This is a genomic window from Mammaliicoccus sp. L-M44 (assembly GCF_022386355.1).
GTDB lineage: Bacteria > Bacillota > Bacilli > Staphylococcales > Staphylococcaceae > Mammaliicoccus > Mammaliicoccus sciuri_A.
The window spans coordinates 24,785-49,999 of record NZ_JAJNIU010000010.1; the positions used below are offsets into that span (position 1 = coordinate 24,785).

General features: G+C 36.0%; 20 protein-coding genes. 14 read left to right on the top strand and 6 right to left on the bottom strand.

What is annotated here, in order from left to right; all coding sequences use genetic code 11:
• The first annotated feature begins 125 nt into the window (after window positions 1-125).
• The 7 genes from rpoB (at window position 126) to tuf (ending at window position 12,409) form a co-directional block, all read left to right on the top strand.
• On the top strand, window positions 126-3,680 hold the full coding sequence (gene rpoB / locus LQ611_RS07255) for a DNA-directed RNA polymerase subunit beta (protein ID WP_037589920.1): 3,555 nt from the start codon (window positions 126-128) through the stop codon (window positions 3,678-3,680).
• A gap of 100 nt (window positions 3,681-3,780) precedes the next feature.
• Complete coding sequence (gene rpoC / locus LQ611_RS07260; protein ID WP_107572785.1) at window positions 3,781-7,398, top strand: DNA-directed RNA polymerase subunit beta'; 3,618 nt, start codon at window positions 3,781-3,783, stop codon at window positions 7,396-7,398.
• A gap of 135 nt (window positions 7,399-7,533) precedes the next feature.
• The gene (locus LQ611_RS07265) at window positions 7,534-7,788 is read left to right on the top strand and encodes a ribosomal L7Ae/L30e/S12e/Gadd45 family protein (RefSeq protein WP_025904865.1); all 255 of its coding nucleotides are present in this window, start codon (window positions 7,534-7,536) and stop codon (window positions 7,786-7,788) included.
• 91 nt (window positions 7,789-7,879) lie between these two features.
• Window positions 7,880-8,302 (top strand): 30S ribosomal protein S12, encoded by a 423-nt coding sequence (rpsL, locus tag LQ611_RS07270; RefSeq protein WP_025904866.1) that lies wholly within the window; start codon window positions 7,880-7,882, stop codon window positions 8,300-8,302.
• 85 nt (window positions 8,303-8,387) lie between these two features.
• Complete coding sequence (gene rpsG, locus LQ611_RS07275; protein WP_025904867.1) at window positions 8,388-8,858, top strand: 30S ribosomal protein S7; 471 nt, start codon at window positions 8,388-8,390, stop codon at window positions 8,856-8,858.
• Window positions 8,859-9,000: 142 nt separating this feature from the next.
• Window positions 9,001-11,082, top strand: coding sequence for an elongation factor G (fusA, locus tag LQ611_RS07280; protein ID WP_107565229.1), 2,082 nt, complete (start codon window positions 9,001-9,003; stop codon window positions 11,080-11,082).
• A 136-nt stretch (window positions 11,083-11,218) separates the two neighbouring features.
• Window positions 11,219-12,409, top strand: coding sequence for an elongation factor Tu (gene tuf / locus LQ611_RS07285; RefSeq protein WP_107565230.1), 1,191 nt, complete (start codon window positions 11,219-11,221; stop codon window positions 12,407-12,409).
• 72 nt (window positions 12,410-12,481) lie between these two features.
• Here the strand turns inward: tuf and LQ611_RS07290 are convergent, their stop codons facing one another.
• From LQ611_RS07290 to LQ611_RS07300, 3 genes are read right to left on the bottom strand one after another with little or no spacing between them, the layout of a single operon-like run.
• Window positions 12,482-13,657, bottom strand: coding sequence for a M20 metallopeptidase family protein (locus tag LQ611_RS07290; protein WP_107565231.1), 1,176 nt, complete (start codon window positions 13,655-13,657; stop codon window positions 12,482-12,484).
• Window positions 13,641-14,840, bottom strand: a complete 1,200-nt coding sequence (locus LQ611_RS07295) for an amidohydrolase (RefSeq protein WP_025904871.1) — start codon at window positions 14,838-14,840, stop codon at window positions 13,641-13,643. The genes LQ611_RS07290 and LQ611_RS07295 overlap by 17 nt, the downstream gene beginning before the upstream one ends.
• A 2-nt stretch (window positions 14,841-14,842) precedes the next feature.
• Window positions 14,843-16,012 (bottom strand): M20 family metallopeptidase, encoded by a 1,170-nt coding sequence (locus LQ611_RS07300; RefSeq protein WP_107565232.1) that lies wholly within the window; start codon window positions 16,010-16,012, stop codon window positions 14,843-14,845.
• Between the two features lie 153 nt (window positions 16,013-16,165).
• Between LQ611_RS07300 and LQ611_RS07305 the strand changes: the two genes are divergently transcribed.
• The 4 genes from LQ611_RS07305 (at window position 16,166) to LQ611_RS07320 (ending at window position 20,678) form a co-directional block, all read left to right on the top strand.
• Window positions 16,166-17,353 carry a glycine C-acetyltransferase gene (locus LQ611_RS07305; RefSeq protein WP_025904873.1) on the top strand — a complete coding sequence of 396 codons (1,188 nt, stop codon included), beginning with the start codon at window positions 16,166-16,168 and terminating at the stop codon, window positions 17,351-17,353.
• Between the two features lie 380 nt (window positions 17,354-17,733).
• The gene (locus LQ611_RS07310) at window positions 17,734-18,696 is read left to right on the top strand and encodes an L-threonine 3-dehydrogenase (RefSeq protein ID WP_107565233.1); all 963 of its coding nucleotides are present in this window, start codon (window positions 17,734-17,736) and stop codon (window positions 18,694-18,696) included.
• 106 nt (window positions 18,697-18,802) lie between these two features.
• Window positions 18,803-19,897, top strand: a complete 1,095-nt coding sequence (locus tag LQ611_RS07315) for a branched-chain amino acid aminotransferase (RefSeq protein ID WP_049319454.1) — start codon at window positions 18,803-18,805, stop codon at window positions 19,895-19,897.
• A gap of 70 nt (window positions 19,898-19,967) precedes the next feature.
• On the top strand, window positions 19,968-20,678 hold the full coding sequence (locus tag LQ611_RS07320; RefSeq protein WP_107565234.1) for an HAD family hydrolase: 711 nt from the start codon (window positions 19,968-19,970) through the stop codon (window positions 20,676-20,678).
• 49 nt (window positions 20,679-20,727) lie between these two features.
• On the opposite strand, the gene LQ611_RS07325 is transcribed toward LQ611_RS07320, so the two are convergent.
• Both LQ611_RS07325 and LQ611_RS07330 read right to left on the bottom strand, forming a co-directional pair.
• A complete protein-coding gene (locus LQ611_RS07325; protein ID WP_025904877.1) occupies window positions 20,728-21,396 on the bottom strand; it encodes a deoxynucleoside kinase in 669 nt (222 codons plus the stop codon).
• Window positions 21,386-22,000, bottom strand: coding sequence for a deoxynucleoside kinase (locus LQ611_RS07330; protein WP_037589930.1), 615 nt, complete (start codon window positions 21,998-22,000; stop codon window positions 21,386-21,388). The genes LQ611_RS07325 and LQ611_RS07330 overlap by 11 nt, the downstream gene beginning before the upstream one ends.
• Window positions 22,001-22,083: 83 nt before the next feature.
• Between LQ611_RS07330 and tadA the strand changes: the two genes are divergently transcribed.
• The 3 genes from tadA to LQ611_RS07345 all read left to right on the top strand — a co-directional run bounded on the left by tadA (window position 22,084) and on the right by LQ611_RS07345 (window position 24,163).
• Complete coding sequence (tadA, locus tag LQ611_RS07335; RefSeq protein ID WP_037559967.1) at window positions 22,084-22,551, top strand: tRNA adenosine(34) deaminase TadA; 468 nt, start codon at window positions 22,084-22,086, stop codon at window positions 22,549-22,551.
• 59 nt (window positions 22,552-22,610) lie between these two features.
• Window positions 22,611-23,480, top strand: coding sequence for a Cof-type HAD-IIB family hydrolase (locus LQ611_RS07340; protein ID WP_025904880.1), 870 nt, complete (start codon window positions 22,611-22,613; stop codon window positions 23,478-23,480).
• Between the two features lie 104 nt (window positions 23,481-23,584).
• Window positions 23,585-24,163, top strand: a complete 579-nt coding sequence (locus LQ611_RS07345; protein ID WP_025904881.1) for an NADPH-dependent FMN reductase — start codon at window positions 23,585-23,587, stop codon at window positions 24,161-24,163.
• 159 nt (window positions 24,164-24,322) lie between these two features.
• Here LQ611_RS07345 and folE2 read toward each other — a convergent pair whose 3' ends face one another.
• On the bottom strand, window positions 24,323-25,201 hold the full coding sequence (gene folE2 / locus LQ611_RS07350; RefSeq protein WP_025904882.1) for a GTP cyclohydrolase FolE2: 879 nt from the start codon (window positions 25,199-25,201) through the stop codon (window positions 24,323-24,325).
• Between the last annotated feature and the right edge of the window lie 14 nt (window positions 25,202-25,215).

Consider the following 25,215-nt stretch of genomic DNA (forward strand, 5'->3'; position numbering starts at 1 on the left):
GAATGTTAGGAATAAGTCGTACGAAATAGAAAATGGAATCATTGACTTTCCGTTTTCTTTTTGTCTTATTATATTTATTTTGTAAGGCGCAAAGTTATATTCACAATATTTGAGGGGTGAATCTGTTGACAGGTCAACTTATCCAGTATGGAAGACATCGTGTTCGTAGAAGTTATGCGAGAATTTCCGAGATTTTAGAACTACCTAACTTAATAGAGATTCAAACGAAATCATATGAATGGTTTCTAAAAGAAGGTTTACTAGAAATGTTCCGCGACATTTCTCCAATTGATGATTTTACAGGTAACCTTTCTTTAGAGTTCGTAGATTACCGTCTAGGTGAACCAAAGTATGATTTAGAAGAATCTAAAAACCGTGATGCAACATATGCAGCACCATTACGCGTTAAAGTCCGTTTAATTAACAAAGAAACAGGCGAAGTGAAAGATCAAGAAGTATTCATGGGTGATTTCCCATTAATGACTGACACTGGTACTTTTGTAATTAACGGTGCAGAACGTGTTATTGTATCTCAACTTGTACGTTCACCATCCGTTTACTTCAACGAAAAAGTTGATAAAAACGGTAAAGTGAGTTTTGGAACTACTGTAATTCCTAACCGTGGTGCATGGTTAGAATATGAAACAGATGCTAAAGATGTTCCTTACGTAAGAATAGACAGAACACGTAAATTACCAATTACAGTATTAATCCGTGCTTTAGGATTCTCATCAGATCAAGAAATCATTGATTTACTTGGTGATAATGAGTATTTAAGAAATGCATTAGACAAAGATAATACTGAAACAACAGACCAAGCATTGCTTGAAATTTATGAGCGTTTACGTCCGGGAGAACCACCAACAGTAGAGAACGCTAAAAGTCTATTATATTCACGTTTCTTTGACCCAAAACGTTATGATTTAGCGGCAGTAGGTCGTTACAAAATGAATAAAAAATTACATCTTAAACATCGTTTATTCAACCAAACTTTAGCTGAGCCTATCGTTGACGTTGAAACAGGTGAAATTGCGGCTGAAGAAGGTACTGTTTTAGACCGTCGTAATTTAGATAAAATCATCGATGTTTTAGAATCAAACGCTAATATTCATGTTTATGAACTTAATAGTGGTGTCTTAGATGAGCCAGTAGAAGTTCAAACAGTTAAAATTTATATTCCTGGTGATGAAGAAAAACGTACGACAACAGTGATTGGTAATGCATTCCCTGATGAAGCAGTGAAATGTATTACACCAGCAGATATTATTTCTTCACTATCATATTTCTTCAACTTGTTACATGGTGTAGGTTACACAGATGACATCGACCATTTAGGTAATCGTCGTCTACGTTCAGTAGGAGAATTACTACAGAACCAATTCAGAATTGGTTTATCACGTATGGAACGTGTTGTACGTGAACGTATGTCAATTCAAGACACTGATTCAATCACACCTCAACAATTAATTAATATTCGTCCAGTAATTGCATCTATTAAAGAATTCTTTGGTAGCTCTCAATTATCTCAATTCATGGACCAAGCAAACCCATTAGCAGAGTTGACGCATAAACGTCGTCTATCAGCATTAGGACCGGGTGGTTTAACTCGTGAGCGTGCTGGTATGGAAGTACGTGACGTTCACTACTCTCACTATGGTCGTATGTGTCCAATTGAAACGCCTGAGGGACCAAACATTGGTTTAATCAACTCATTATCAAGTTATGCAAGAGTTAATGAATTTGGTTTCATTGAAACACCTTATCGTAAGGTAAACATCGAAACAAACCAAGTTACTGACAGAATTGACTACTTAACAGCTGACGAAGAAGACAGCTATGTAGTTGCGCAAGCAAACTCTGTACTTGATGAAACAGGTAAATTCGTAGATGACGAAGTACTTTGTCGTTTCCGTGGGGACAACACTACGAAACCTAAAGAACGTATGGACTACATGGATGTATCTCCTAAACAAGTTGTTTCTGCAGCGACAGCATGTATTCCGTTCTTAGAAAACGATGACTCTAACCGTGCGCTTATGGGTGCGAACATGCAACGTCAAGCGGTACCTTTAATGAACCCAGAAGCACCATTTGTTGGTACTGGTATGGAACACGTAACTGCACGTGATTCAGGTGCAGCAGTAGTTGCTAAGTATAAAGGTAGAGTTGAGCACGTAGAAGCAAAAGAAATCCTTGTTAGACGTATTGTTGAAGAGAATGGAAAAGAGATCGAAACAGAATTAGATCGTTACCCATTATCTAAATTCAAACGTAGTAACTCAGGTACTTGTTACAACCAACGTCCAATCATTGCCAGCGGAGATATTGTTTCTAAAGGTGAAATTTTAGCTGATGGTCCTTCAATGGAACTTGGTGAAATGGCACTTGGACGTAACGTAGTCGTTGGTTTCATGACTTGGGACGGTTATAACTATGAGGATGCTGTAATCATGAGTGAACGTCTTGTTAAAGATGATGTTTATACTTCAATTCACGTTGAAGAATATGAATCAGAAGCTCGTGACACTAAATTAGGACCTGAAGAAATCACACGTGATATTCCTAACGTTTCTGACAATGCGCTTAAGAACTTAGATGATCGTGGTATCGTTTATGTTGGTGCTGAAGTTAAAGACGGAGATATCCTAGTTGGTAAAGTAACGCCTAAAGGTGTAACTGAATTAACAGCTGAAGAAAGATTATTACATGCAATCTTTGGTGAAAAAGCTCGTGAAGTTCGTGATACATCATTACGTGTACCTCACGGTGCAGGTGGTATTGTATTAGATGTTAAAGTATTTAACAGAGAAGAAGGCGATGATTCATTATCTCCAGGTGTAAACCAATTAGTACGTGTATACATCGTTCAAAAACGTAAAATACATGTCGGAGATAAAATGTGTGGTCGTCACGGTAACAAAGGTGTTATCTCACGTATCTTACCTGAAGAAGATATGCCTTACTTACCAGATGGAACACCAATTGACATCATGTTAAACCCATTAGGTGTACCTTCTCGTATGAATATCGGACAAGTATTAGAACTTCATCTTGGAATGGCAGCTAAGAATTTAGGTATTCATGTTGCTTCACCAGTATTTGATGGTGCAAACGATGATGATGTTTGGTCAACTATTGAAGAAGCAGGTATGGCTCGTGATGGTAAAACTGTACTATACGATGGTCGTACTGGTGAACCGTTTGATAACCGTGTATCTGTAGGTGTAATGTACATGCTTAAACTTGCACACATGGTAGACGATAAATTACATGCGCGTTCTACTGGACCATACTCACTTGTTACACAACAACCACTTGGCGGTAAAGCTCAATTTGGTGGACAACGTTTCGGTGAGATGGAAGTATGGGCACTTGAAGCTTACGGTGCAGCTTATACTTTACAAGAGATTTTAACTTATAAATCTGATGACACAGTAGGTCGTGTTAAAACTTACGAATCTATCGTAAAAGGAGAAAACATCCCTAAACCAGGTGTTCCTGAATCATTCCGCGTATTAATGAAAGAGTTACAAAGTTTAGGTCTAGACGTTAAAGTTATGGACGAACACGATAACGAAATCGAAATGCGTGATTTAGAAGATGAAGATATGATGGACAAGAAAGTTGATTTAGGTGTTTCACAAGATGCATCAATAGAAGGGCAACAAGTAACTGACTAAAAGTTAATAAAGCGCATTTGATTAACCATTTGCGCTTTACATTTGTTATACATTATCAATCAACCGGCACAACTAATTTAAATTGAAGGAGGTAGGCTCCTTGATTGATGTAAATAATTTCCATTACATGAAAATAGGACTTGCTTCACCTGAAAAGATCCGTTCTTGGTCATTTGGTGAAGTGAAAAAACCAGAAACAATTAACTACCGTACGTTAAAACCTGAAAGAGATGGTTTATTCTGTGAGAAAATTTTTGGTCCAACTAAGGACTGGGAATGTAGTTGTGGTAAATATAAAAGAGTACGCTATAAAGGCATGGTCTGTGACCGCTGTGGTGTAGAGGTTACTAAATCAAAAGTGCGTCGTGAAAGAATGGGGCACATTGAATTAGCAGCTCCAGTTTCACACATTTGGTACTTCAAAGGTATCCCAAGTCGTATGGGACTTTTACTTGATATGTCACCACGTTCACTTGAAGAAGTTATATACTTTGCTTCTTACACTGTAATTGATCCAGGTCCAACTGGATTAGAGAAGAAACAATTATTAACTGAAGGTGAATTCCGTGAGTATTATGATAAATATCCAGGTAAATTCACAGCAAAAATGGGTGCAGAAGCAATCCGTGACTTATTAAGCGATATTGACTTAGATAAAGAATTAAAAGAATTACGTGAAGAATTAGAATCAGCAACAGGACAAAGATTGACAAGAGCAATTAAACGTCTAGAAGTTGTTGAATCATTCCGTCACTCAGGTAATGACCCATCTTGGATGATCTTAGATGTATTACCAATTATTCCACCTGAAATTCGTCCAATGGTTCAATTAGATGGTGGACGTTTCGCAACAAGTGATTTAAATGATTTATACCGTCGTGTTATCAACCGTAATAATCGTTTGAAACGTTTATTAGACTTAGGTGCACCTGGTATTATCGTTCAAAATGAAAAACGTATGTTACAAGAAGCTGTAGATGCTTTAATTGATAATGGTCGTCGTGGTCGTCCAGTTACTGGACCAGGTAACCGTCCATTAAAATCATTGTCACATATGTTAAAAGGTAAACAAGGTCGTTTCCGTCAAAACTTACTTGGTAAACGTGTTGACTATTCAGGTCGTTCAGTTATCGTAGTTGGACCAAACCTTAAAATGTATCAATGTGGTCTACCGAAAGAAATGGCGTTAGAATTGTTCAAACCTTTCATTATGAAAGAACTGGTTGAACGTGAAATTGCTACAAACATTAAGAATGCAAAGGGTAAAATAGAAAGAATGGAAGAAGAAGTTTGGGATGTACTAGAAGATGTTATTAAAGAACATCCAGTACTATTAAACCGTGCACCAACACTTCACCGTTTAGGTATTCAAGCATTTGAACCTACATTAGTTGAAGGTCGTGCAATCAGACTTCATCCACTTGTAACAACTGCTTATAACGCTGACTTTGATGGTGACCAAATGGCTGTCCATGTTCCATTATCAAAAGAAGCACAAGCAGAAGCACGTATGTTAATGCTTGCAGCTCAAAACATCTTGAACCCTAAAGATGGTAAACCAGTCGTAACACCTTCTCAAGATATGGTATTAGGTAACTATTACTTAACACTTGAACGTAAAGGCGCTACTGGAGCTGGTGAAATCTTTAGTGAAACAGAAGAAGTTATTAAAGCGTATGTAAATGGTTATGTTCATTTACATTCACGTATAGCTGTTCATGCAAGATCATTAAAGAACCCAACATTCACTGAAGAACAAAACAATAAATTACTTATCACATCTGTTGGTAAGATTATTTTCAATGAAATTATGCCGGATTCATTCCCGTATATTAATGAACCAACGAATTTCAATTTAGAAAAATCAACACCTGATAAATACTTTGTATCACCTACTGATATTCCAGAAGGTGGATTAATCGAGTACTTACAAGATGTTGAACTTGTTAAACCATTTAACAAGAAATTCTTAGGTCAAATCATTGCGGAAATCTTTAATAAATTCCACATTACAGATACATCTGTAATGCTTGATAAGATGAAAGACTTAGGATTTAAATATTCATCTAGAGCTGGTATTACAGTTGGGGTTTCTGACATTGTGGTACTTCCTGATAAACAAGAAATTATTGGAGAAGCAGAAATCAAAGTAGATAAAGTACAGAAACAATTTAGCCGTGGTTTAATTACTGAAAGCGAACGTTATGCTGCTGTAATTGAAATTTGGACAAAAGCTAAAGATGATATTCAAGCAAAATTAATGATGTCATTAGACAGCTTAAACCCAATCTTCATGATGAGTGACTCTGGTGCCCGTGGTAACGCATCAAACTTCACTCAATTAGCTGGTATGCGTGGTTTGATGGCTAACCCATCTGGTCGAATTATCGAGTTACCTATTAAATCTTCATTCCGTGAAGGTTTAACAGTACTTGAATACTTCATCTCTACTCACGGTGCGCGTAAAGGTCTTGCCGATACAGCACTGAAAACTGCCGATTCAGGTTACTTAACACGTCGTCTAGTTGACGTAGCACAAGATGTTATCGTTAGAGAAGAAGACTGTGGAACTGACCGTGGATTACTTGTTTCAGATATTAGAGAAGGATCAGAGTTAATCGAACCATTCATTGAACGTATTGAAGGTCGTTACTCTAAAGAAACATTACGTCATCCTGAAACAGATGAAGTAATTATTAAAGTTAATGAATTAATAACTGCTGATATTGCTAAACAAATAGTTGATGCAGGTATTACTGAAATGCATATTCGCTCTGCATTTACATGTAATACTCGTCACGGTGTATGTGAAAAATGTTATGGTAAGAACTTAGCAACTGGTGAACAAGTTGAAGTTGGTGAAGCAGTTGGTACAATTGCTGCACAATCAATCGGTGAACCAGGTACTCAGCTTACAATGCGTACATTCCATACAGGTGGTGTGGCAGGTGCCGATATCACTCAAGGTTTACCTCGTATTCAAGAGCTATTTGAAGCACGTAACCCTAAAGGACAAGCTGTTATTTCTGAAATTAATGGTGAAGTAACTGAAATTACGATCGTTAAAGATCGTCAACAAGAAATTAAAGTTAAAGGCGAAAATGAAATCCGTACTTATAACGCACCAGGTACTGCTCGACTTAAAGTTGAAGAAGGTCAATACGTAGAACGTGGTGAAGTTATGACTGAAGGTTCAATTGAACCTAAAGGATTACTAGCTGTTGCAGGCTTAAATGCTACTCAAAGTTACTTACTTAAAGAAGTACAAAAAGTTTACCGTATGCAAGGTGTTGAAATTTCAGATAAACACGTTGAAGTTATGGTTAGACAAATGCTTCGTAAAGTAAGAATTATTGAAGCAGGAGATACTAAATTATTACCAGGTGCATTAGTTGATATTCATATATTCACTGATGCAAACAGAGAAGTATTTGCGACGCGTAAACGTCCAGCAACTGCTAAACCTGTATTACTTGGTATTACGAAAGCATCTCTTGAGACTGAAAGTTTCTTATCAGCTGCTTCATTCCAAGAAACAACAAGAGTACTTACAGATGCTGCTATTAAAGGTAAACGTGATGACTTACTTGGACTTAAAGAAAATGTTATCATCGGTAAATTGATCCCTGCCGGAACAGGTATGAGAAGATATACTGGTGTTGACTTTGAAAAAGTTGAAAAAGAAGTAGTACCTGAAGAACAAGTTGTGACTGACTAATATATATGGGCTGTTCTAGGTTCCTAGAACAGCTTGTATTTTATTATAAAAACACCTTGAAAATGATTGACTTTATAACTGTGCAATGTTATTATTGTTAAGGTTGATGAAAGCAGACGCTTTGGAGGATATGAAATGTCTAATGAAAAAGCCTTAAGCTTAAATCAAGACAGTTATGTCATTGGTTTAAAACAGACCACTAAAGCATTATTGAAGCATGATGTACGTCAAGTAATCATTGCTCAAGATGTCAATATTCATATTTTGTCGAAAGTGTTATCGATAGCATTTGAGACAGGCGTTCCGATAAGTTATAGTCCTAGTCGACAAGAACTTGGATCACGCTATGGAATAGAAGTTAATGCGACAGTTGTTGCATTGCTTAAATAAATGTGTAAGCTGTGCTTACTATTTTTATTTGACTTAAAATGAACCACCTGGATGTGTGGAATTAAGAAATGAAGAGAGGAGGACATTAAAGATGCCTACTATTAACCAATTAGTACGTAAACCTCGTACTAGTAAATCACAAAAATCAACTGCACCAGCATTAAACAGAGGTTACAATAGCATGAAGAAAAAAATGACTACTGTATACTCTCCTCAAAAACGTGGTGTATGTACTCGTGTAGGAACTATGACACCTAAAAAACCTAACTCAGCTTTACGTAAATATGCTCGTGTTCGTTTATCAAACAACATCGAAGTAAACGCGTATATCCCTGGTATTGGCCACAACTTACAAGAACACAGTGTTGTACTTATTCGTGGTGGACGTGTAAAAGACTTACCTGGTGTGCGTTACCATATCGTACGTGGTGCTTTAGACACTTCTGGTGTTGACGGTCGTATGCAAAGCCGTTCACTTTATGGTGCTAAAAAACCTAAAGCTGCTAAAAAATAATTTGACATTAAATTTCTGTAAATAACAGTTTTTTAAATGACGATAAAACAATTAAACTTTATAATGAGGAAGGAGGATTACGATTATGCCTCGTAAAGGTCCAGTTGCAAAAAGAGATGTTTTACCAGATCCAATTCACAACTCTAAATTAGTAACAAAATTAATCAACAAAATCATGCTTGATGGTAAACGTGGTACTGCTCAAAGAATTCTTTATTCTGCATTCGAACTTGTTCAAGAACGTTCAGGTAAAGATGCTATGGAAGTATTCGATGAAGCTATCAACAACATCATGCCTGTACTTGAAGTTAAAGCTCGCCGTGTAGGTGGTTCAAACTATCAAGTACCTGTAGAAGTACGTCCAGAACGTCGTACTACTTTAGGTTTACGTTGGTTAGTTAACTACGCGCGTCTTCGTGGTGAAAAAACTATGGAAGAGCGTTTAGCTAATGAAATCTTAGATGCTGCCAATAACACTGGTGGTGCTGTTAAGAAACGTGAAGACACTCACAAAATGGCAGAAGCTAACAAAGCGTTTGCTCATTACCGTTGGTAAGATAGAACTTAGAACCCTAAGCGTTAAAATTATAAAGAGGCTTATTTATAGGTCATCTATAGTTTTTTAAACACTTAGGGTATCAAAGTATCTATATAAACAACAACCAAATATCCAATGTTTTGGAAGGAGTAAGAATACTATGGCAAGAGATTTTTCTTTGAAAAACACTCGTAATATCGGTATCATGGCTCACATCGATGCTGGTAAAACTACTACTACTGAACGTATTCTTTATTACACAGGCCGTATCCATAAAATTGGTGAAACACATGAAGGTGCTTCACAAATGGACTGGATGGATCAAGAGCAAGAGCGTGGTATTACAATCACTTCTGCTGCGACTACTGCACAATGGGATGGTCACCGTGTAAACATCATCGATACACCAGGACACGTAGACTTCACAGTTGAAGTTGAACGTTCATTACGTGTACTTGATGGTGCTGTAACTGTTCTTGATGCGCAATCAGGTGTTGAACCTCAAACTGAAACAGTTTGGCGTCAAGCTACAACTTACGGAGTACCTCGTATTGTATTCATTAATAAAATGGACAAAATGGGTGCTAACTTTGAATATTCAGTTGGTACACTACATGAGCGTTTACAAGCAAATGCTCACCCAATTCAGTTACCAATTGGTGCGGAAGACGATTTCAACGCTATTATTGATTTAGTAGAAATGAAATGTTTCCAATACACTAATGACTTAGGTACTGAAATTGACGAAATTGAGATCCCAGAATCTCACAAACAACAAGCTGAAGAAGCTCGTGAAGCTTTAATTGAAGCTGTTGCTGAATCAAATGACGATTTAATGGAAAAATACTTAGGTGGAGAAGAAATCACAATTGATGAGCTTAAAGCGGCTATCCGTCAAGCTACTTGTGACGTTGAATTCTACCCAGTATTATGTGGTACAGCATTCAAAAACAAAGGTGTTCAATTAATGTTGAACGCTGTTATTGACTACTTACCATCACCATTAGATGTTAAACCTATTATCGGACATAGAGTTGATAACGAAGATGAAGAAGTAATTGCTAGACCTGATGACTCAGCGCCTTTCGCTGCATTAGCGTTTAAAGTAATGACTGACCCATTCGTAGGTAAATTAACATTCTTCCGTGTTTATTCAGGTACAATGGAATCTGGTTCATACGTAAGAAACTCTACTAAAGGTAAACGTGAACGTGTAGGTCGTATCCTACAAATGCACGCTAACTCTCGTGAAGAGATTTCTACTGTATATTCTGGTGACATTGCAGGTGCTGTTGGTCTTAAAGATACTGGTACTGGTGATACTTTATGTGATGAAAAAGATAACATTATCTTAGAATCAATGGAATTCCCAGAACCTGTTATTCACTTATCTGTTGAGCCTAAATCTAAAGCTGACCAAGATAAAATGACTAACGCATTAGTTAAATTACAAGAAGAAGATCCAACATTCCATGCACACACTGACCATGAAACTGGACAAGTTATCATCGGTGGTATGGGTGAATTACATCTTGATATCTTAGTAGACCGTATGAAACGTGAATTCAAAGTAGAATGTACTGTTGGTGCTCCAATGGTATCTTACCGTGAAACGTTCAAAGAATCTGCACAAGTTCAAGGTAAATTCTCTCGTCAATCAGGTGGACGTGGACAATATGGTGATGTTCATATTGAATTCACACCTAACGAACAAGGTGGCGGCTTCGAATTCGAAAACGCTATCGTCGGTGGTGTAGTTCCTCGTGAATACATTCCATCAGTTGAAGCTGGTCTTAAAGACGCTATGGAAAACGGTGTATTAGCTGGATATCCATTAGTTGACGTTAAAGCTAAACTATATGATGGTTCATATCATGATGTCGATTCATCTGAAATGGCCTTCAAAGTTGCTGCGTCATTAGCACTTAAAGAAGCAGCTAAAAAATGTAACCCTGTAATCTTAGAGCCAATGATGAAAGTTGAAATCGTTATGCCTGAAGAGTACATGGGAGACATCATGGGTGACGTAACAAGTCGTCGTGGACGTGTTGAAGGTATGGAAGCACGCGGTAACGCTCAAGTTGTTCGTGCATTTGTTCCACTTTCAGAAATGTTCGGTTACGCTACAAACTTACGTTCTAACACTCAAGGTCGTGGTACTTATACTATGGTATTTGACCACTACGAAGAAGTTCCTAAATCAATTTCTGAAGAAATTATCAAGAAAAACAAAGGTGAATAATACATTCGCTTTAATAAATTGATTTTTTCCTCAAAATGATTTATAAATTAACTATAGGTTATCCTCATGATGGTGAGTAACCATCATGAGGATTAAATAAAAAATAATTTTTAATATGAATAGGAGAGATTTTATAATGGCTAAAGAAAAATTTGATCGCTCAAAAACACATGCCAATATTGGTACTATCGGTCACGTTGACCATGGTAAAACTACTTTAACAGCTGCTATCGCAACTGTATTAGCAAAACGTTCTGGTGACGGAGAAGCTCGTTCTTACGCCCAAATCGATAACGCTCCAGAAGAAAAAGAACGTGGTATTACAATCAATACTTCACACATCGAATATGAAACTGAAAAACGTCACTATGCGCACGTTGACTGCCCAGGACACGCTGACTATGTTAAAAACATGATCACTGGTGCTGCTCAAATGGACGGCGGTATCTTAGTAGTATCTGCTGCTGACGGTCCAATGCCTCAAACTCGTGAGCACATTCTTTTATCACGTAACGTAGGTGTTCCTGCATTAGTAGTATTCTTAAACAAAGTTGACATGGTTGACGATGAAGAATTATTAGAATTAGTTGAAATGGAAGTTCGTGACTTATTATCTGAATATGACTTCCCAGGCGACGACGTTCCTGTAATTGCTGGTTCAGCATTAAAAGCATTAGAAGGCGACGAAGCTTACGAAGATAAAATCCTGGAATTAATGGAAGCTGTTGATACATTCATTCCAACTCCAGAACGTGACTCTGACAAACCATTCATGATGCCAGTTGAGGACGTATTCTCAATCACTGGTCGTGGTACTGTTGCTACTGGCCGTGTTGAACGTGGTCAAATCACTGTTGGTGAAGAAGTTGAAATCATCGGTTTAACTGAAGAATCTTCTAAAACAACTGTAACTGGTGTTGAAATGTTCCGTAAATTATTAGACTTCGCTGAAGCTGGAGATAACATCGGTGCATTATTACGTGGTGTTGCTCGTGAAGACGTTAACCGTGGTCAAGTATTAGCTAAACCAGGTTCAATCACACCTCACACTAAATTCAAAGCTGAAGTTTATGTATTATCTAAAGACGAAGGTGGACGTCATACTCCATTCTTCACAAACTACCGCCCACAATTCTATTTCCGTACTACTGACGTAACTGGTGTAGTTAACTTACCAGAAGGTATTGAAATGGTTATGCCTGGCGACAACGTTGAAATGGACGTTGAATTAATTTCACCAATCGCTATTGAAGACGGTACTCGTTTCTCAATCCGTGAAGGTGGACGTACAGTTGGATCAGGCGTTGTTACAATCATCGAAGCTTAATTCGATATTGAATAAACTTGATTAAACAAAATAAAAGCCGAGACATTAAGTTGTCTCGGTTTTTTTAATTGCTTATTTTTCTAATTTATCACTATGTTCAATAATAGATAAGAATAATTTGACGCTATTTTGTAGTGATTGTTCATCTAAATCGAATTTTGGATGGTGATGCGGATAAGTCGCTTTAAGTGCTTCGTTACCTACACCAGTAAAGAAATATGTTCCTGGAACGTGTTGTAAGAAATAACCAACATCTTCGCCACCTAAAGAAGGAGGGAAATCGAAAGCTTCTTCAACTGAATCAATTTCGGAAGCAAGTTTTTTAGCCCATTCTGTTTCTTTCTCATGATTTACTACTGGTGGATAGCCATCGTGATATTTCAAATGACATTTAACACCATAACTTGATTCGATACCGTTTAATATACCGTTCAAACGTTCTTTAATTTGATCTTTAACGTATGGTAAATACGTTCTAATAGTGCCTGATAATTGAACCTTATCCGCGATAACATTGAATGCATTACCACCTTTAAATGTACCGAACGTTACGACAGCCGATTCTAATGGATCTACTGTTCTTGAAACGATACTTTGTGCTTGGACAATCAATGAAGATGCAGCAACGATTGGATCTTTAGCTAGTTGAGGCATAGCACCATGTCCGCCTAGTCCTTGTATATCAATTTCAAATGAATCAGCTGCAGCATATGCTGGTCCAGAACAAAATCCAACTTTATTCGCGTCAATATGACTTGCTGTATGTGTTCCGAAGACATAATCCACACCATCGAGTGCACCAGCTTCTACCATCGCTTTAGCGCCACCAGGAAGTGACTCTTCAGCATGTTGATGGATTAACACGACATTCCCATGAATATCTTGCTCGTGCTTTTTAAGAATTTTTGCAGTGATGAGTAAACTTGCTGTATGGGCATCATGACCACAAGCATGCATCACACCGTCTACTTTAGATTTATAAGGTACATCTTTCTCGTCTTGAATTGGCAATGCATCAAAATCAGCTCTTAATGCAATCGTTGGTCCTTCATGTCCACCTTTAATATAACCTAATAAGCCATTACCACCGACATCTCTTTTAACTTCAATTCCAAGGTTTTCAAGATAATCAGCTATGTATTTCTTTGTATTTTCTTCTTGAAAAGAAAGTTCGGGATGCTGATGTAAATGTCTTCTAATTTCTATTAATTCATCCATGTATTGATTAACTTCAGTCGTTAATGTCATGAATATCATTCCTTTCCATAAACTTAAATGTTGTGAGTAAGAAGATGCGTACAGCGTTTATTAAGCCTTGCTCATCAATATCAAACTTTGGATGGTGATGAGGGAAATCGGCTTTGAAATGCTCGTTTCTCGTGCCTGTATAGAAAAATGCACCGGGAACACGCTGTTGATAATAAGAAAAATCTTCTCCACCTAGACTTGCTTCTAATTCTACGAGTTCTTCAACGCTATCAATTTCTTTAGTCGCTTCTAATATAAGATCAGTTTCACGCTCCGTGTTTATGACAGGAGGATACCCTTTACTATATTTTAAGTCATAAGTAACGTCGGTAGAAGTCGCAATGCCTTCTAATACTTTCTTAAATCCTTCTATGACACTATTTTGTGTATCTGAGTCGAAAGTTCTAATCGTTCCACCAATTTTGCATGTATCTGGTATGACATTATTCGTTTCTCCAGCATTAAACATTGTAATAGATAGAACGGCAGGAGAGAGTGCACTTGTTTTACGTGAAACAATGTATTGTAAATCGTTACACAATTGTATACCTGCAGCGAGTGGATCAATCAATTGATCTGGATGAGCAGCATGTCCACCTCTACCTTTCAAAGTAATCCAAAAATCATCTGGTATACCTGTTGTAGTACCGTATTTATAGCCAATTTTACCAACATCTAAATGACTAGATACATGTTGCCCGATAATCGCATCAACGCCTGTTAAACACCCGTCAGCAATCATTTGAATAGCACCACCAGGATCGACTTCTTCAGCATGTTGGTGAATAAAGACGACGCGACCATTAATTTCATCTTTATGTTCAGATAAAATTTTCGCAGTCATTAACAATACAGCCGTATGGGCATCGTGACCACAAGCGTGCATGACACCATCAACAGTTGATTTGTAAGGTACTTCTTTTTCATCTTGGATAGGTAATGCATCAAAATCAGCTCTAATCGCTAATGTAGGACCTTCTTTATCCTTGTTTAATGTACCTACAACACCACGTCCTCCGACGCCTTCACGAACGTCAATGCCTAATTCTCTTAAGTAATGTGCAATATAAGCAGGTGTCTTCACTTCTTCAAAAGATAATTCTGGATTCATATGTAAATATCTTCTGATTTCAATCATTTCATCATAATAGTCTTCAACTTTTTGTAATAAAATATTTTTCATTCTTATAGAACACCTTCTATCTCAAGTACTTGAATAAACATTTGTGTCGTCGTCTTCATCGCTTCTTCGTCTAAATCAAACATAGGGTGATGGTGTGGGGCAGTTGAGCCTTTATCTTCATTACCACTACCTGTTAGGAAGAAACAACCTGGACGATTAAGTAAGTAGTATGAGAAATCTTCACCTATCATCATAGGAGGGATGTCTTCATAAGTTAAATCTAAGCGCTCAGCAGCTTCTTTAACCACTTCATATTGTTCTTCGTGATTGACGACTGTAGGATAGCCTCTACGGTATTCAAAGTCATAAGTCGCGTTATTGGCTAAACAAATTCCTTTTAAGACACGTTCAAGCTCAGCCTCTATTGTGTCTTTAACTTCTGGTTTAAACGTTCTAACAGTACCCGCTAAAGTAGCCGTATCACTAATAACATTAAATGCAGTACCCGCATCTACTTTCCCAACTGTAATCACACCTCGATCAATTGGGTCTATGTTTCGAGAAATGATTTTTTGGATGCTAGAAATGTATTCAGCTACGATTACAATCGGATCGATTGATGTATGAGGTTTAGCACCGTGACCACCTTTACCTTGAATGGTCACTTCAAAGTAGTCAGGTGATGCCATCATTTCATTAGGACGTGTCTTAATTGAAGATGTTTCATGACCACTCCAAAAATGGTTTCCATAAACTTTATCGACACCTTCTAATGCACCATCATCAACCATTGGATTAGCACCGCCAGGACTTAACTCTTCTGCATATTGAAAAATAAAAACAACATTCCCTTTAAGCAAATGTTGATGTTCATGCAGTATTTCACAGAATGTTAAGAGTGTAGCGGTATGACCATCATGACCACAAGCATGCATTACACCATCAACAGTCGATTTATAAGGTACGTCTTTTTCATCTTGAATAGGTAAAGCATCAAAGTCTGCACGAAATGCGATCGTTTGACCAGGTTCATTCCCTTTTAATTTAGCGACAATACCACGTTCCCCGACTGGCGCTTTAATCTCTAATTTATCTAGTTTCTTTAATTCAGATAAAATAAAATCATGAGTTTTTTCCTCATGATAGGATAGTTCAGGATTTTTATGCATATATCTTCTGATGTCTACAAGTCGATCGAATTTTTTATCTACTTCTTCTTTCCAATTAACCATTCATAAACCTTCTTTCAGTTCTTTAAAAATATAATATGATAATTGTAGCAAAATTTATAGAAAATTTAAACAATTCAATTTGAGATGATAACGCTTAATTCTTTGATTTTGATGTGTTATGATTGAGAAAAAGTGCTAAAGGAGAAGGTTTAAATGGTACAAACATTAGATTCATTCTTACAAACAAATTTAAATGAATTAAAAGACAATGGTCTATATAACGAGATTGATGTCGTTGAAGGTGCAAATGGTGCTGAGATTACAATTGGAGGTAAAAATTACATTAACTTATCTTCAAATAACTATCTTGGATTAGCAACAGATGAAGATTTAAAGAAAGCTGCTAAAGATGCGATAGATTCTCACGGTGTAGGTGCGGGGGCAGTACGTACAATTAATGGTACATTAGACTTGCATAGAGAACTTGAAGAAACTTTAGCTCAGTTCAAAGGTACTGAAAGTGCAATTGCATACCAATCAGGCTTTAACTGTAACATGGCTGCTATTTCAGCTGTTATGAATAAAAATGATGCAATCTTATCTGATGAATTAAACCATGCTTCAATTATTGATGGATGTCGTTTATCTAAAGCGAAAATTATTCGTGTTAATCACTCAGATATGGATGATTTAAGAGCGAAAGCTAAAGAAGCGGTTGAATCAGGTCAATATAATAAAGTTATGTACATTACAGATGGCGTATTCTCAATGGATGGAGACGTAGCAAAATTACCTGAAATTGTAGAAATTGCTGAAGAATTTGGTTTAATCACATATGTTGATGACGCGCATGGTTCTGGTGTAATGGGTAAAGGCGCAGGTACAGTTAAACATTTCGGACTTCAAGACAAAATTGATTTCCAAATCGGAACACTATCAAAAGCAATTGGAGTTGTAGGTGGTTATGTAGCTGGTACTAAAGATTTAATCGACTGGTTAAAAGTTGCTTCAAGACCATTCTTATTCTCAACTTCATTAGCACCTGGAGACACTAAAGCTATTACAGAATCAGTGAAAAAATTAATGGCTTCTACAGAATTACATGATAAATTATGGGATAACGCTAATTACTTAAAAGAAGGCTTAAAAGCAAAAGGCTTCGATATTGGTCATTCAGAAACACCAATTACACCTGTAATTATCGGTGAAGAGAAAAAAGCTCAAACATTTAGTAAGAGATTAATGGACGAAGGTGTATATGCGAAAGCAATCGTATTCCCAACAGTTCCAAGAGGTACTGGCCGTGTAAGAAATATGCCAACAGCTGCTCACACTAAAGAACAACTAGATCAAGCAATTGATATTTATGAAAAAATCGGTAAAGAATTAGGATTACTATAATTAATATTTCATCAAGCGCATGGGACAAATGTATACGTCCCATGCGCTTTTAATTTGATAGTTTGAGTTAGTAACAAAACTTAGTACTTTTGTAATTAAGGGGGCTGTTAGTAACAAAACTCCGTACTTTTGTAACTAAGGGTGCTGTTAGTAACAAAACTCTGAACTTTTGTAACGAAACGTACCGTAACTAACATTTTATTCTCAACTTATGTATTACAATACGATTGTTTTTTTGTATTAGGTAACTTAATTTATCATTCTTATGTACTTCTGAAGTATACAAAACGGTAAAAATATAGTAAAATATCATTGAAGAAAGCGCTTTTGTATTTCTTGAGCGCACAAATGAACATTTCAACAATACAGGAGGATTTAAAATGAAAAAGATAATAATCACTGGGGCGTTAGGACAAATAGGGACAGAATTAGTTATAAAGCTAAGAAATAAATATGGTAATGAAAATGTATTAGCGACTGATATTAGAGAACCAGAAAGTGACAGCGAAATTAACAATGGACCATTTGAAATTTTAGATGTTACAGATCAAGAAAGATTTCATGAATTAGTTGAAAACTTCAATGCAGATACTTTAATGCATATGGCAGCATTACTTTCAGCAACTGCTGAAAAGAATCCACTATTCGCTTGGAATTTAAATATGGGTGGATTAGTGAATGCACTTGAAATAGCACGTGAATTCGATATGCAATTCTTCACACCAAGTTCAATCGGTGCGTTTGGACCAAATACACCTAAAGATATGACACCACAAGTTACAATTCAAAGACCAACTTCAATGTATGGTGTAAACAAAGTAGCTGGGGAATTATTATGTGACTATTACTACACGAAATTTGGCGTAGATACGAGAAGTATGAGATTTCCTGGGTTAATCTCTTATGTTAAAGAACCAGGTGGCGGTACAACTGACTATGCAGTGGAAATTTATTTCAAAGCTATCAGAGAAGGAAGATACGACAGCTATATAGATAAAGGTACATTTATGGATATGATGTTCATGGATGATGCTATTGATGCAATCATTAAATTGATGGAAGCGGATAGTTCACGATTAATTAACCGTAATGCATATAATGTGAGCGCAATGAGTGTTGATCCTGAGACAATTAAAGCTGCTATCCAAAAACATATGCCTGATTTCGAATTAGGTTATGATGTGGATCCAGAAAGACAAGCAATTGCTGATAGCTGGCCAAATTCTATTGATTCAACTTGTGCGAAAGAAGAGTGGGATTTCTCACCAACTTATGATTTAGAAAAAATGACTTCATTAATGCTTAAAGCTATTGAAGAAAAAGATAATTTAGCTAAGCAGTAATTTTATTGTGTATATTTTTTAAATTTTCCAAAAATTCATTGAATAACACCTCTATGACTGATATACTTGATAACATTAATTATTAATTAGCCTAGGAGGAATCATTATGACAGAAACATTTTACGTAGAAAAGCGTGAACAGCTTAAAGAGAAACCGGATTTTTCAAATTTGGTCTTTGGCGAAATCTTTACTGATTATATGCTATCTATGTCATATAAACAGGGTGAAGGCTGGTCAGAGCCAAAAATAATTCCATATGGGCCGATTACGTTGTCACCAAGTGCACAAGGTCTTCATTATGGACAAACAGTGTTCGAAGGAATGAAAGCATATAAAGATGGTGATGAAGTTACGTTATTCAGACCTGACCAAAATTTCAAGCGAATTAATTTATCTTTAAAAAGACTTGAAATGCCTCAAATCGATGAAGAAAAAGTGTTGAACGGTTTAATTCAACTTATTGATTTAGAGCGCGATTGGATTCCAAGTGGAGAAGGTCAATCTTTATATGTTAGACCATTTGTATATGCAACTGAACCATACTTAGGTGTGCGTTCTTCTACGGACTATGAATTTTTAGTAATACTTTCTCCAGTAGGCGCTTATTACGGTGATGATCAAATGAAACCAACAAGTATATATGTTGAAGATGAATATGTACGTGCTGTAAGAGGTGGCGTTGGATTTGCTAAATGTGGTGGTAACTACGCAGCAAGTTTAATCGCGCAAACACGTGCTAATGAACTTGGATTTGATCAAGTATTATGGTTAGACGGCGTTGAACAAAAATACATCGAAGAAGTCGGAAGTATGAATATATTCTTCGTCATCGATGGTAAAGTTGTAACACCTGAGTTGAATGGTAGTATTTTACCAGGTATTACACGTAAAACAGTTCTCGAACTTGCTCAAGAGTTAGGTTATGAAACTGAAGAGAAACGATTATCTATTGATGATATTATAAATGCTCATCATGACGGTCGTTTAACAGAAATTTTTGGAACAGGAACTGCAGCAGTTATTTCTCCAGTAGGATTCCTAAAATACGAAGAAGCTGAAATTACAATTAATAATAATGAAATCGGTCCGGTTACTCAAACGTTATTTGATGAATATACAGCAATCCAAACAGGTAAGAAAGAAGATAAACATGGTTGGAGAGTTGTTGTAGGACAAGAAAGCCACATTGAAATTGTGTAAATAAATTCAATAATAAGAAGAGAGTCTGAGACAGTATCTGTAGCAGGCTCTTTTTTAAAGGAGTAAAGTGATGATTAAATGGTTATTATTTGATAAAGATGGGACATTGCTTAAGTTTGATGAAACATGGTCTGAAATATCACTTGTGATGATTGATCGCTTTGTAGAGAAATATCATATAGAGCAAAAACAATCATTACAAGAAGCGTTAGGATATGTAGATGGACAATTTCTATCAAGTGGTATATTAGCATCTGGAACGTTAGCTGATATCGTACGTGTGTTTACACAATTTGCAGAGAATGCTGATCCAAAAGAAATTGAAGACTGGACAGTACAATTAAGCAAAGATTTAATCGCAGAGTACGAACCAGAAACGATCGTTATAGAAGGAATGGTAGAAACATTAACAGCATTTAAAGAGAAGTCATACCAAATCGCAATTATAACAAGTGATGATATCGACGGGACAAATCGATTTATTCAAGATGCAGGTGTAGGTCATTTAATAGATGAAAAAATAACAGCATCTATTAACGGTTATCAAAAGCCAAATCCAAAAATGGTAGAAGCATTTTATGAAAAATGGAAAGCATCACCAGATGAAATTGTGATTATAGGCGATACACCAACAGATATACAAATGGGTAAGAATGCACACTTCAAGAAAGTTATTGGCGTTCTGAGCGGTACGGGTAATAAAGAAGATTTATCAGAAGCAGACTTTATTTATCAAGATATTAATGAATTTTACGCACAAGAAGCGGAATGGAGTAAATAAAATAAAAGGCCATAAATATGCTAATAACAGCATGTTTATGGCCTTTTTATTATTTCACGCGTGTATCGATTGAACGGTGTGTTTCAATGACATGCGCAATTTTATCTATAATATGGTTAATGGAATCTGGATCTTCGTATAAGTCATAGTCGTTAATATTTACACGTACAACTGGACATTCTGTAAAGTTATTAATCCAATTATCGTAACGTGAGAATAATTTTTTCCAGTATGCTTCATCTGTTTCAATTTCCATTTGACGTCCACGTCTTTGGATACGTTGGATAACATCATTATAGTCACATTCTAAATAGATTAATGCATCAGGTTTAGGGAAGTAAGGTGTCATAACCATTGCTTCAAATAATTCTCTATACGTCGCATAATCTTCTTCCGTCATTGTGCCTTGTTCTTCGTGCATTTTAGCAAATATATCAACGTCTTCATATATTGAACGGTCTTGGATAAATCCGCCACCATATTCGAACATTCTCTTTTGTTCTTTAAAGCGTTCTGCTAAAAAGTAAATTTGTAGATGGAAACTCCAACGTTCGAAGTCGTGATAAAATTTTTCTAAATAAGGGTTGTTATCGACTTTTTCAAAAGAAGTCTTGAAGTTTAGTCGTTCGCTAAGTGCTTGTGTTAAAGATGATTTTCCAACACCAACAGTACCAGCAATTGTGATGATAGCATCATTTGGTATGACTTTATTTGTCATGTATAATCTCTCCAATCAAAGGTTGTAATAAGTTTAAGACTTGTTGATAATCTGCGGTGTTATTCACGAAATCTAAATGAGAAGTATCGATTTGAATGGCATCAATTTCATTTTTTACTTCTTCATAAAATTGATTATAGTCACGTTTAAGTTGAGCTAAATAATCATTTTCAATTTGAGTTTCGTATGATCTATTTCGATGGGCAATTCGTTGTTGAAGTACTTCGAGGGATGCATCGAGAAAGATAATTTGGTCAGGCATGCGAATATCTTCAGTTAAGATATCATAAATTCTACTAAATTTATCAAATTCAGTTTCATTTAATGTGTTTTTAGCGAAAATCTTATTTTTAAAGATATGATAGTCGCTCACAATACCGTTAATATTTTCTAAATCGGTTAACTGTTTGTAACGATGACACAAGAAGAACATTTCGGTTTGAAAGCTCCACTTAGAAATATCGTCATAAAAATCACTTAAGTATGGATTCTCATCAACAATTTCAAATTCTTCAGTGTAATGGAGCGCTTCAGCAAGCTTTTTCGTTAAAGAGCTTTTCCCGACGCCGATAGGTCCTTCAATTGCGATAAAGGTTTTTTTCATATATATCTCTCCAGATGTTAAAATAGACATACCTATTCTATCACAAATTAAACGGAGTGAAATGTGACGTGCATGAAAAATATATGAAACTTGCAATTGAAGAAGCAAAAAAAGCTTGGGCTATGGATGAAGTACCGATTGGCGCAATAATTGTTTATAAAAATGAAGTAATTGGCAGAGGGCATAATTTAAGAGAACATGATCAAAGTCCTGTAGCGCATGCTGAGATGATTGCGATACAAGAAGCGGCCAAGCATCTTAATTCATGGCGTCTTGAAGAGACAACATTATATGCCACGTTAGAGCCTTGTGTGATGTGTTCAGGCGCTATTGTTATGAGTAGAATTCCTCATGTCGTTTACGGCGCGACAGATTTAAAAGGCGGTTGTAGTGGTAGCTTAATGAATTTAATTGAAGATACACGCTTCAATCATCGTTCTACAGTTGAAAGAGGGATACTCGAACAAGAATGTGGTGACATGTTACGAACATTTTTTAAGGAAAAAAGGATTTTAAAAAAACAAATTAAGCAGAATAATACAGATTCATAGAGATTATTACTGTTATTTGTTAAAATTTATGTTGAATATAAAGAAAAGAGGTTACTTTCATGATTAAGTTAATCGCAACAGATATGGATGGTACTTTATTAAACGCTGCACATGAAGTTTCTAATGAAAATTATGAAGCAATAAAGTATGCACAATCTAAAGGGATAACTGTCGTTATAGCTACGGGTAGAGCATTTTATGAAGCAAACAGTCCAATTGAAAAAACAGATTTAACATTACCATATATTTGTTTGAATGGTGCAGAAGTAAGGGATGAAGAATTCAACATCGTTCATACATCTAAATTAACACGTCCATTAATCAACAAAATCACAGGCGTCTTAAATAAAGAAGATATTTATTATCAAGTATATACAAACTTTGGTATATATACAGAAGACCCAGAAAAAGATTTAGAAATCTACGTTGATATCGCTGAAAAAGCTGGTCAAAAAGCAGATGTTAAAAAAATTCGTGCCAACATTCAAAGTAGAATTGACAACGGTACTTTAAAAACGGTTGATAGCTACGATGAAATCAAAAATAGACCAGGCGAAATCATTTTGAAAATATTAGCATTCGCGAGTGACTTATCTAAAATTGATAGAGCCAAAGCTGAAATTTCAGAATCAAAAAGCTTAGCTGTATCTTCATCATCAAGAGGGAATATCGAAATTACGCATTCAGATGCTCAAAAAGGTATTGCTTTAGAAGAAATCGCAAATCAATTAAACATCCCAATGTCAGATGTAATGGCAATTGGTGATAATTTAAATGACGTTTCTATGTTAGAAAAAGCAGGCTATGCAGTTGCCATGGAAAATGGTGCACCCGAAGTTAAAGAGATAGCAGATTATGTTACAGACACTAATGAACACAGTGGTGTAGGTAAAGCGATTATACATGCACTCAAAGATTATGACCGCTAAAACATCGTCCAAAAGAATGATTTTTCTATAAATTTAAATTCATAGTTTTTTTGTATGTTATAATGGTCCGTAATGATAATCATTAAAATTTTGAGGTGACAACATTGAAAGTATTACTTATTGTAGGTAGCGCAAAACAATATTCACATACACATGCATTAGCACAATTTGTTCGAGGTAATTTAGAAGAACAAGGTGCAGAAGTAACATTGGTTGATTTATATGATAAACCAATACCGTTTTTAGATGTATCAGGCAAGCATTTAAATGACGAACGCGTTAAAGATAATGTAAATGAATTACGTGAGAAAGCTGAAGAAGCCGATGCAATAATTATCGGTACACCAAATTATCACGGTTCATATTCAGGTATACTGAAAAATGCATTAGATCATTTAACGATGGATCAATTTAAAATGAAACCTGTTGGCTTAATATGTAACAGTGGTGGTATGCGCAGTACAGAACCATTATCACATTTACGTATTATTATGAGAAACTTATTAGGTATTGCAGTACCAGTTCAAATCTCAACACAAGATGCAGATTATGGTAAAACAGAAGACGGCACATATTATGTAGATGTAGATGATATTAAATTACGCGTTAAATTATTTACAGAACAAATCACAAAATTAATACAAAATAACCCATGGATTGAAACAGAAGAAGTAAATTCATAATAAGAGGAGAGCAACAGCTTAGGCTGTTGCTCTTTTCTTTATAGAGAATGGTGGAAATGTCGGGATGGGAGTGGGAAATATGGACCGATACGAAAAATTAACGGTCCACAACCCCAAAAAAAGGACCGACTTTATACGTCGGTCCGTTCTCTATTTAAATTACTTAGTATATTTTAATCTTGCGAATGCGTCGTGTTGATGTATAGATTCTTCGTTTCGGCATTCGATTTCGAATCCTTGAATCCATTCTAATTCTACTAAATCAGCTGCTACTAATCTAATTAAATCTTCTACAAATCTTGGATTCTCATATGCTCTTTCTGTTACAGCTTTTTCGTCAGTTCGTTTCAAGATTGGATATAGCATTGAACTTGCGTTAGCCTCCATACCGTCTAATACAATATCTTTGTAGTTATCTGGTAGGCTTACTTCTGGATCTAAATCAATTAGGACTGTGATGATACCACGCTGATTATGAGCAGAGTATTCACTAATTTCTTTAGAACATGGGCATAACGTTGTTACAGGTACTTCTATACCTAAAGATTTCTTTATTATTTTATCTTCTGAAACGGATAAGATATATCTAATATCTGCATGACCGACTGCCTTTTGGTTTGTAACTGGGCTAAAGCGGTTAAAGAACCATTTTGCTGTTACATTTACTGATGCAGTATTTTGAATCATTGCAGTTTGTAGTGTATTTAATAATGTTGTTAGATGATCGAAATCTAGTTTTACACCGTTATCATAATGTTTTTCAACACTTTCGATAATACGGCTCATATTAATACCTTTTTCGTCTTGATTTAAACTAGTTGAAAATTCGAAGTTTCCAACTGTTTGAAAATCATCAATTCTTACAGGGTAAATTAAGTTCTTGATACCAACATGTTCAATTTCGAACAGGAAATCTTTCTTAGAGCTTTGTAAATCAGGCATCTTTTCTTTTTCAGTTGGTTTCGTACCTTTAATAGGGTCAACTGAACCGAAATATTTCCAGCGCGCTTCACGTGTTGATAAATCTAATTGTGTCATTCACATTGCCTCCA

Excerpts from the sequence above, each read along its gene's own strand:
- LQ611_RS07300 (WP_107565232.1), bottom strand. The coding sequence starts at position 16,012 with ATGGTTAATTGGAAAGAAGAAGTAGATAAAAAATTCGATCGACTTGTA.
- tuf (WP_107565230.1), top strand. The coding sequence starts at position 11,219 with ATGGCTAAAGAAAAATTTGATCGCTCAAAAACACATGCCAATATTGGT.
- tadA (WP_037559967.1), top strand. The coding sequence starts at position 22,084 with ATGAAACTTGCAATTGAAGAAGCAAAAAAAGCTTGGGCTATGGATGAA.
- LQ611_RS07320 (WP_107565234.1), top strand. The coding sequence starts at position 19,968 with ATGATTAAATGGTTATTATTTGATAAAGATGGGACATTGCTTAAGTTT.
- LQ611_RS07340 (WP_025904880.1), top strand. The coding sequence starts at position 22,611 with ATGATTAAGTTAATCGCAACAGATATGGATGGTACTTTATTAAACGCT.
- rpsG (WP_025904867.1), top strand. The coding sequence starts at position 8,388 with ATGCCTCGTAAAGGTCCAGTTGCAAAAAGAGATGTTTTACCAGATCCA.
- LQ611_RS07305 (WP_025904873.1), top strand. The coding sequence starts at position 16,166 with ATGGTACAAACATTAGATTCATTCTTACAAACAAATTTAAATGAATTA.
- LQ611_RS07290 (WP_107565231.1), bottom strand. The coding sequence starts at position 13,657 with ATGACATTAACGACTGAAGTTAATCAATACATGGATGAATTAATAGAA.
- LQ611_RS07310 (WP_107565233.1), top strand. The coding sequence starts at position 17,734 with ATGAAAAAGATAATAATCACTGGGGCGTTAGGACAAATAGGGACAGAA.
- LQ611_RS07315 (WP_049319454.1), top strand. The coding sequence starts at position 18,803 with ATGACAGAAACATTTTACGTAGAAAAGCGTGAACAGCTTAAAGAGAAA.
- LQ611_RS07295 (WP_025904871.1), bottom strand. The coding sequence starts at position 14,840 with ATGAAAAATATTTTATTACAAAAAGTTGAAGACTATTATGATGAAATG.
- LQ611_RS07330 (WP_037589930.1), bottom strand. The coding sequence starts at position 22,000 with ATGAAAAAAACCTTTATCGCAATTGAAGGACCTATCGGCGTCGGGAAA.
- LQ611_RS07325 (WP_025904877.1), bottom strand. The coding sequence starts at position 21,396 with ATGACAAATAAAGTCATACCAAATGATGCTATCATCACAATTGCTGGT.
- rpsL (WP_025904866.1), top strand. The coding sequence starts at position 7,880 with ATGCCTACTATTAACCAATTAGTACGTAAACCTCGTACTAGTAAATCA.
- fusA (WP_107565229.1), top strand. The coding sequence starts at position 9,001 with ATGGCAAGAGATTTTTCTTTGAAAAACACTCGTAATATCGGTATCATG.
- LQ611_RS07265 (WP_025904865.1), top strand. The coding sequence starts at position 7,534 with ATGTCTAATGAAAAAGCCTTAAGCTTAAATCAAGACAGTTATGTCATT.
- folE2 (WP_025904882.1), bottom strand. The coding sequence starts at position 25,201 with ATGACACAATTAGATTTATCAACACGTGAAGCGCGCTGGAAATATTTC.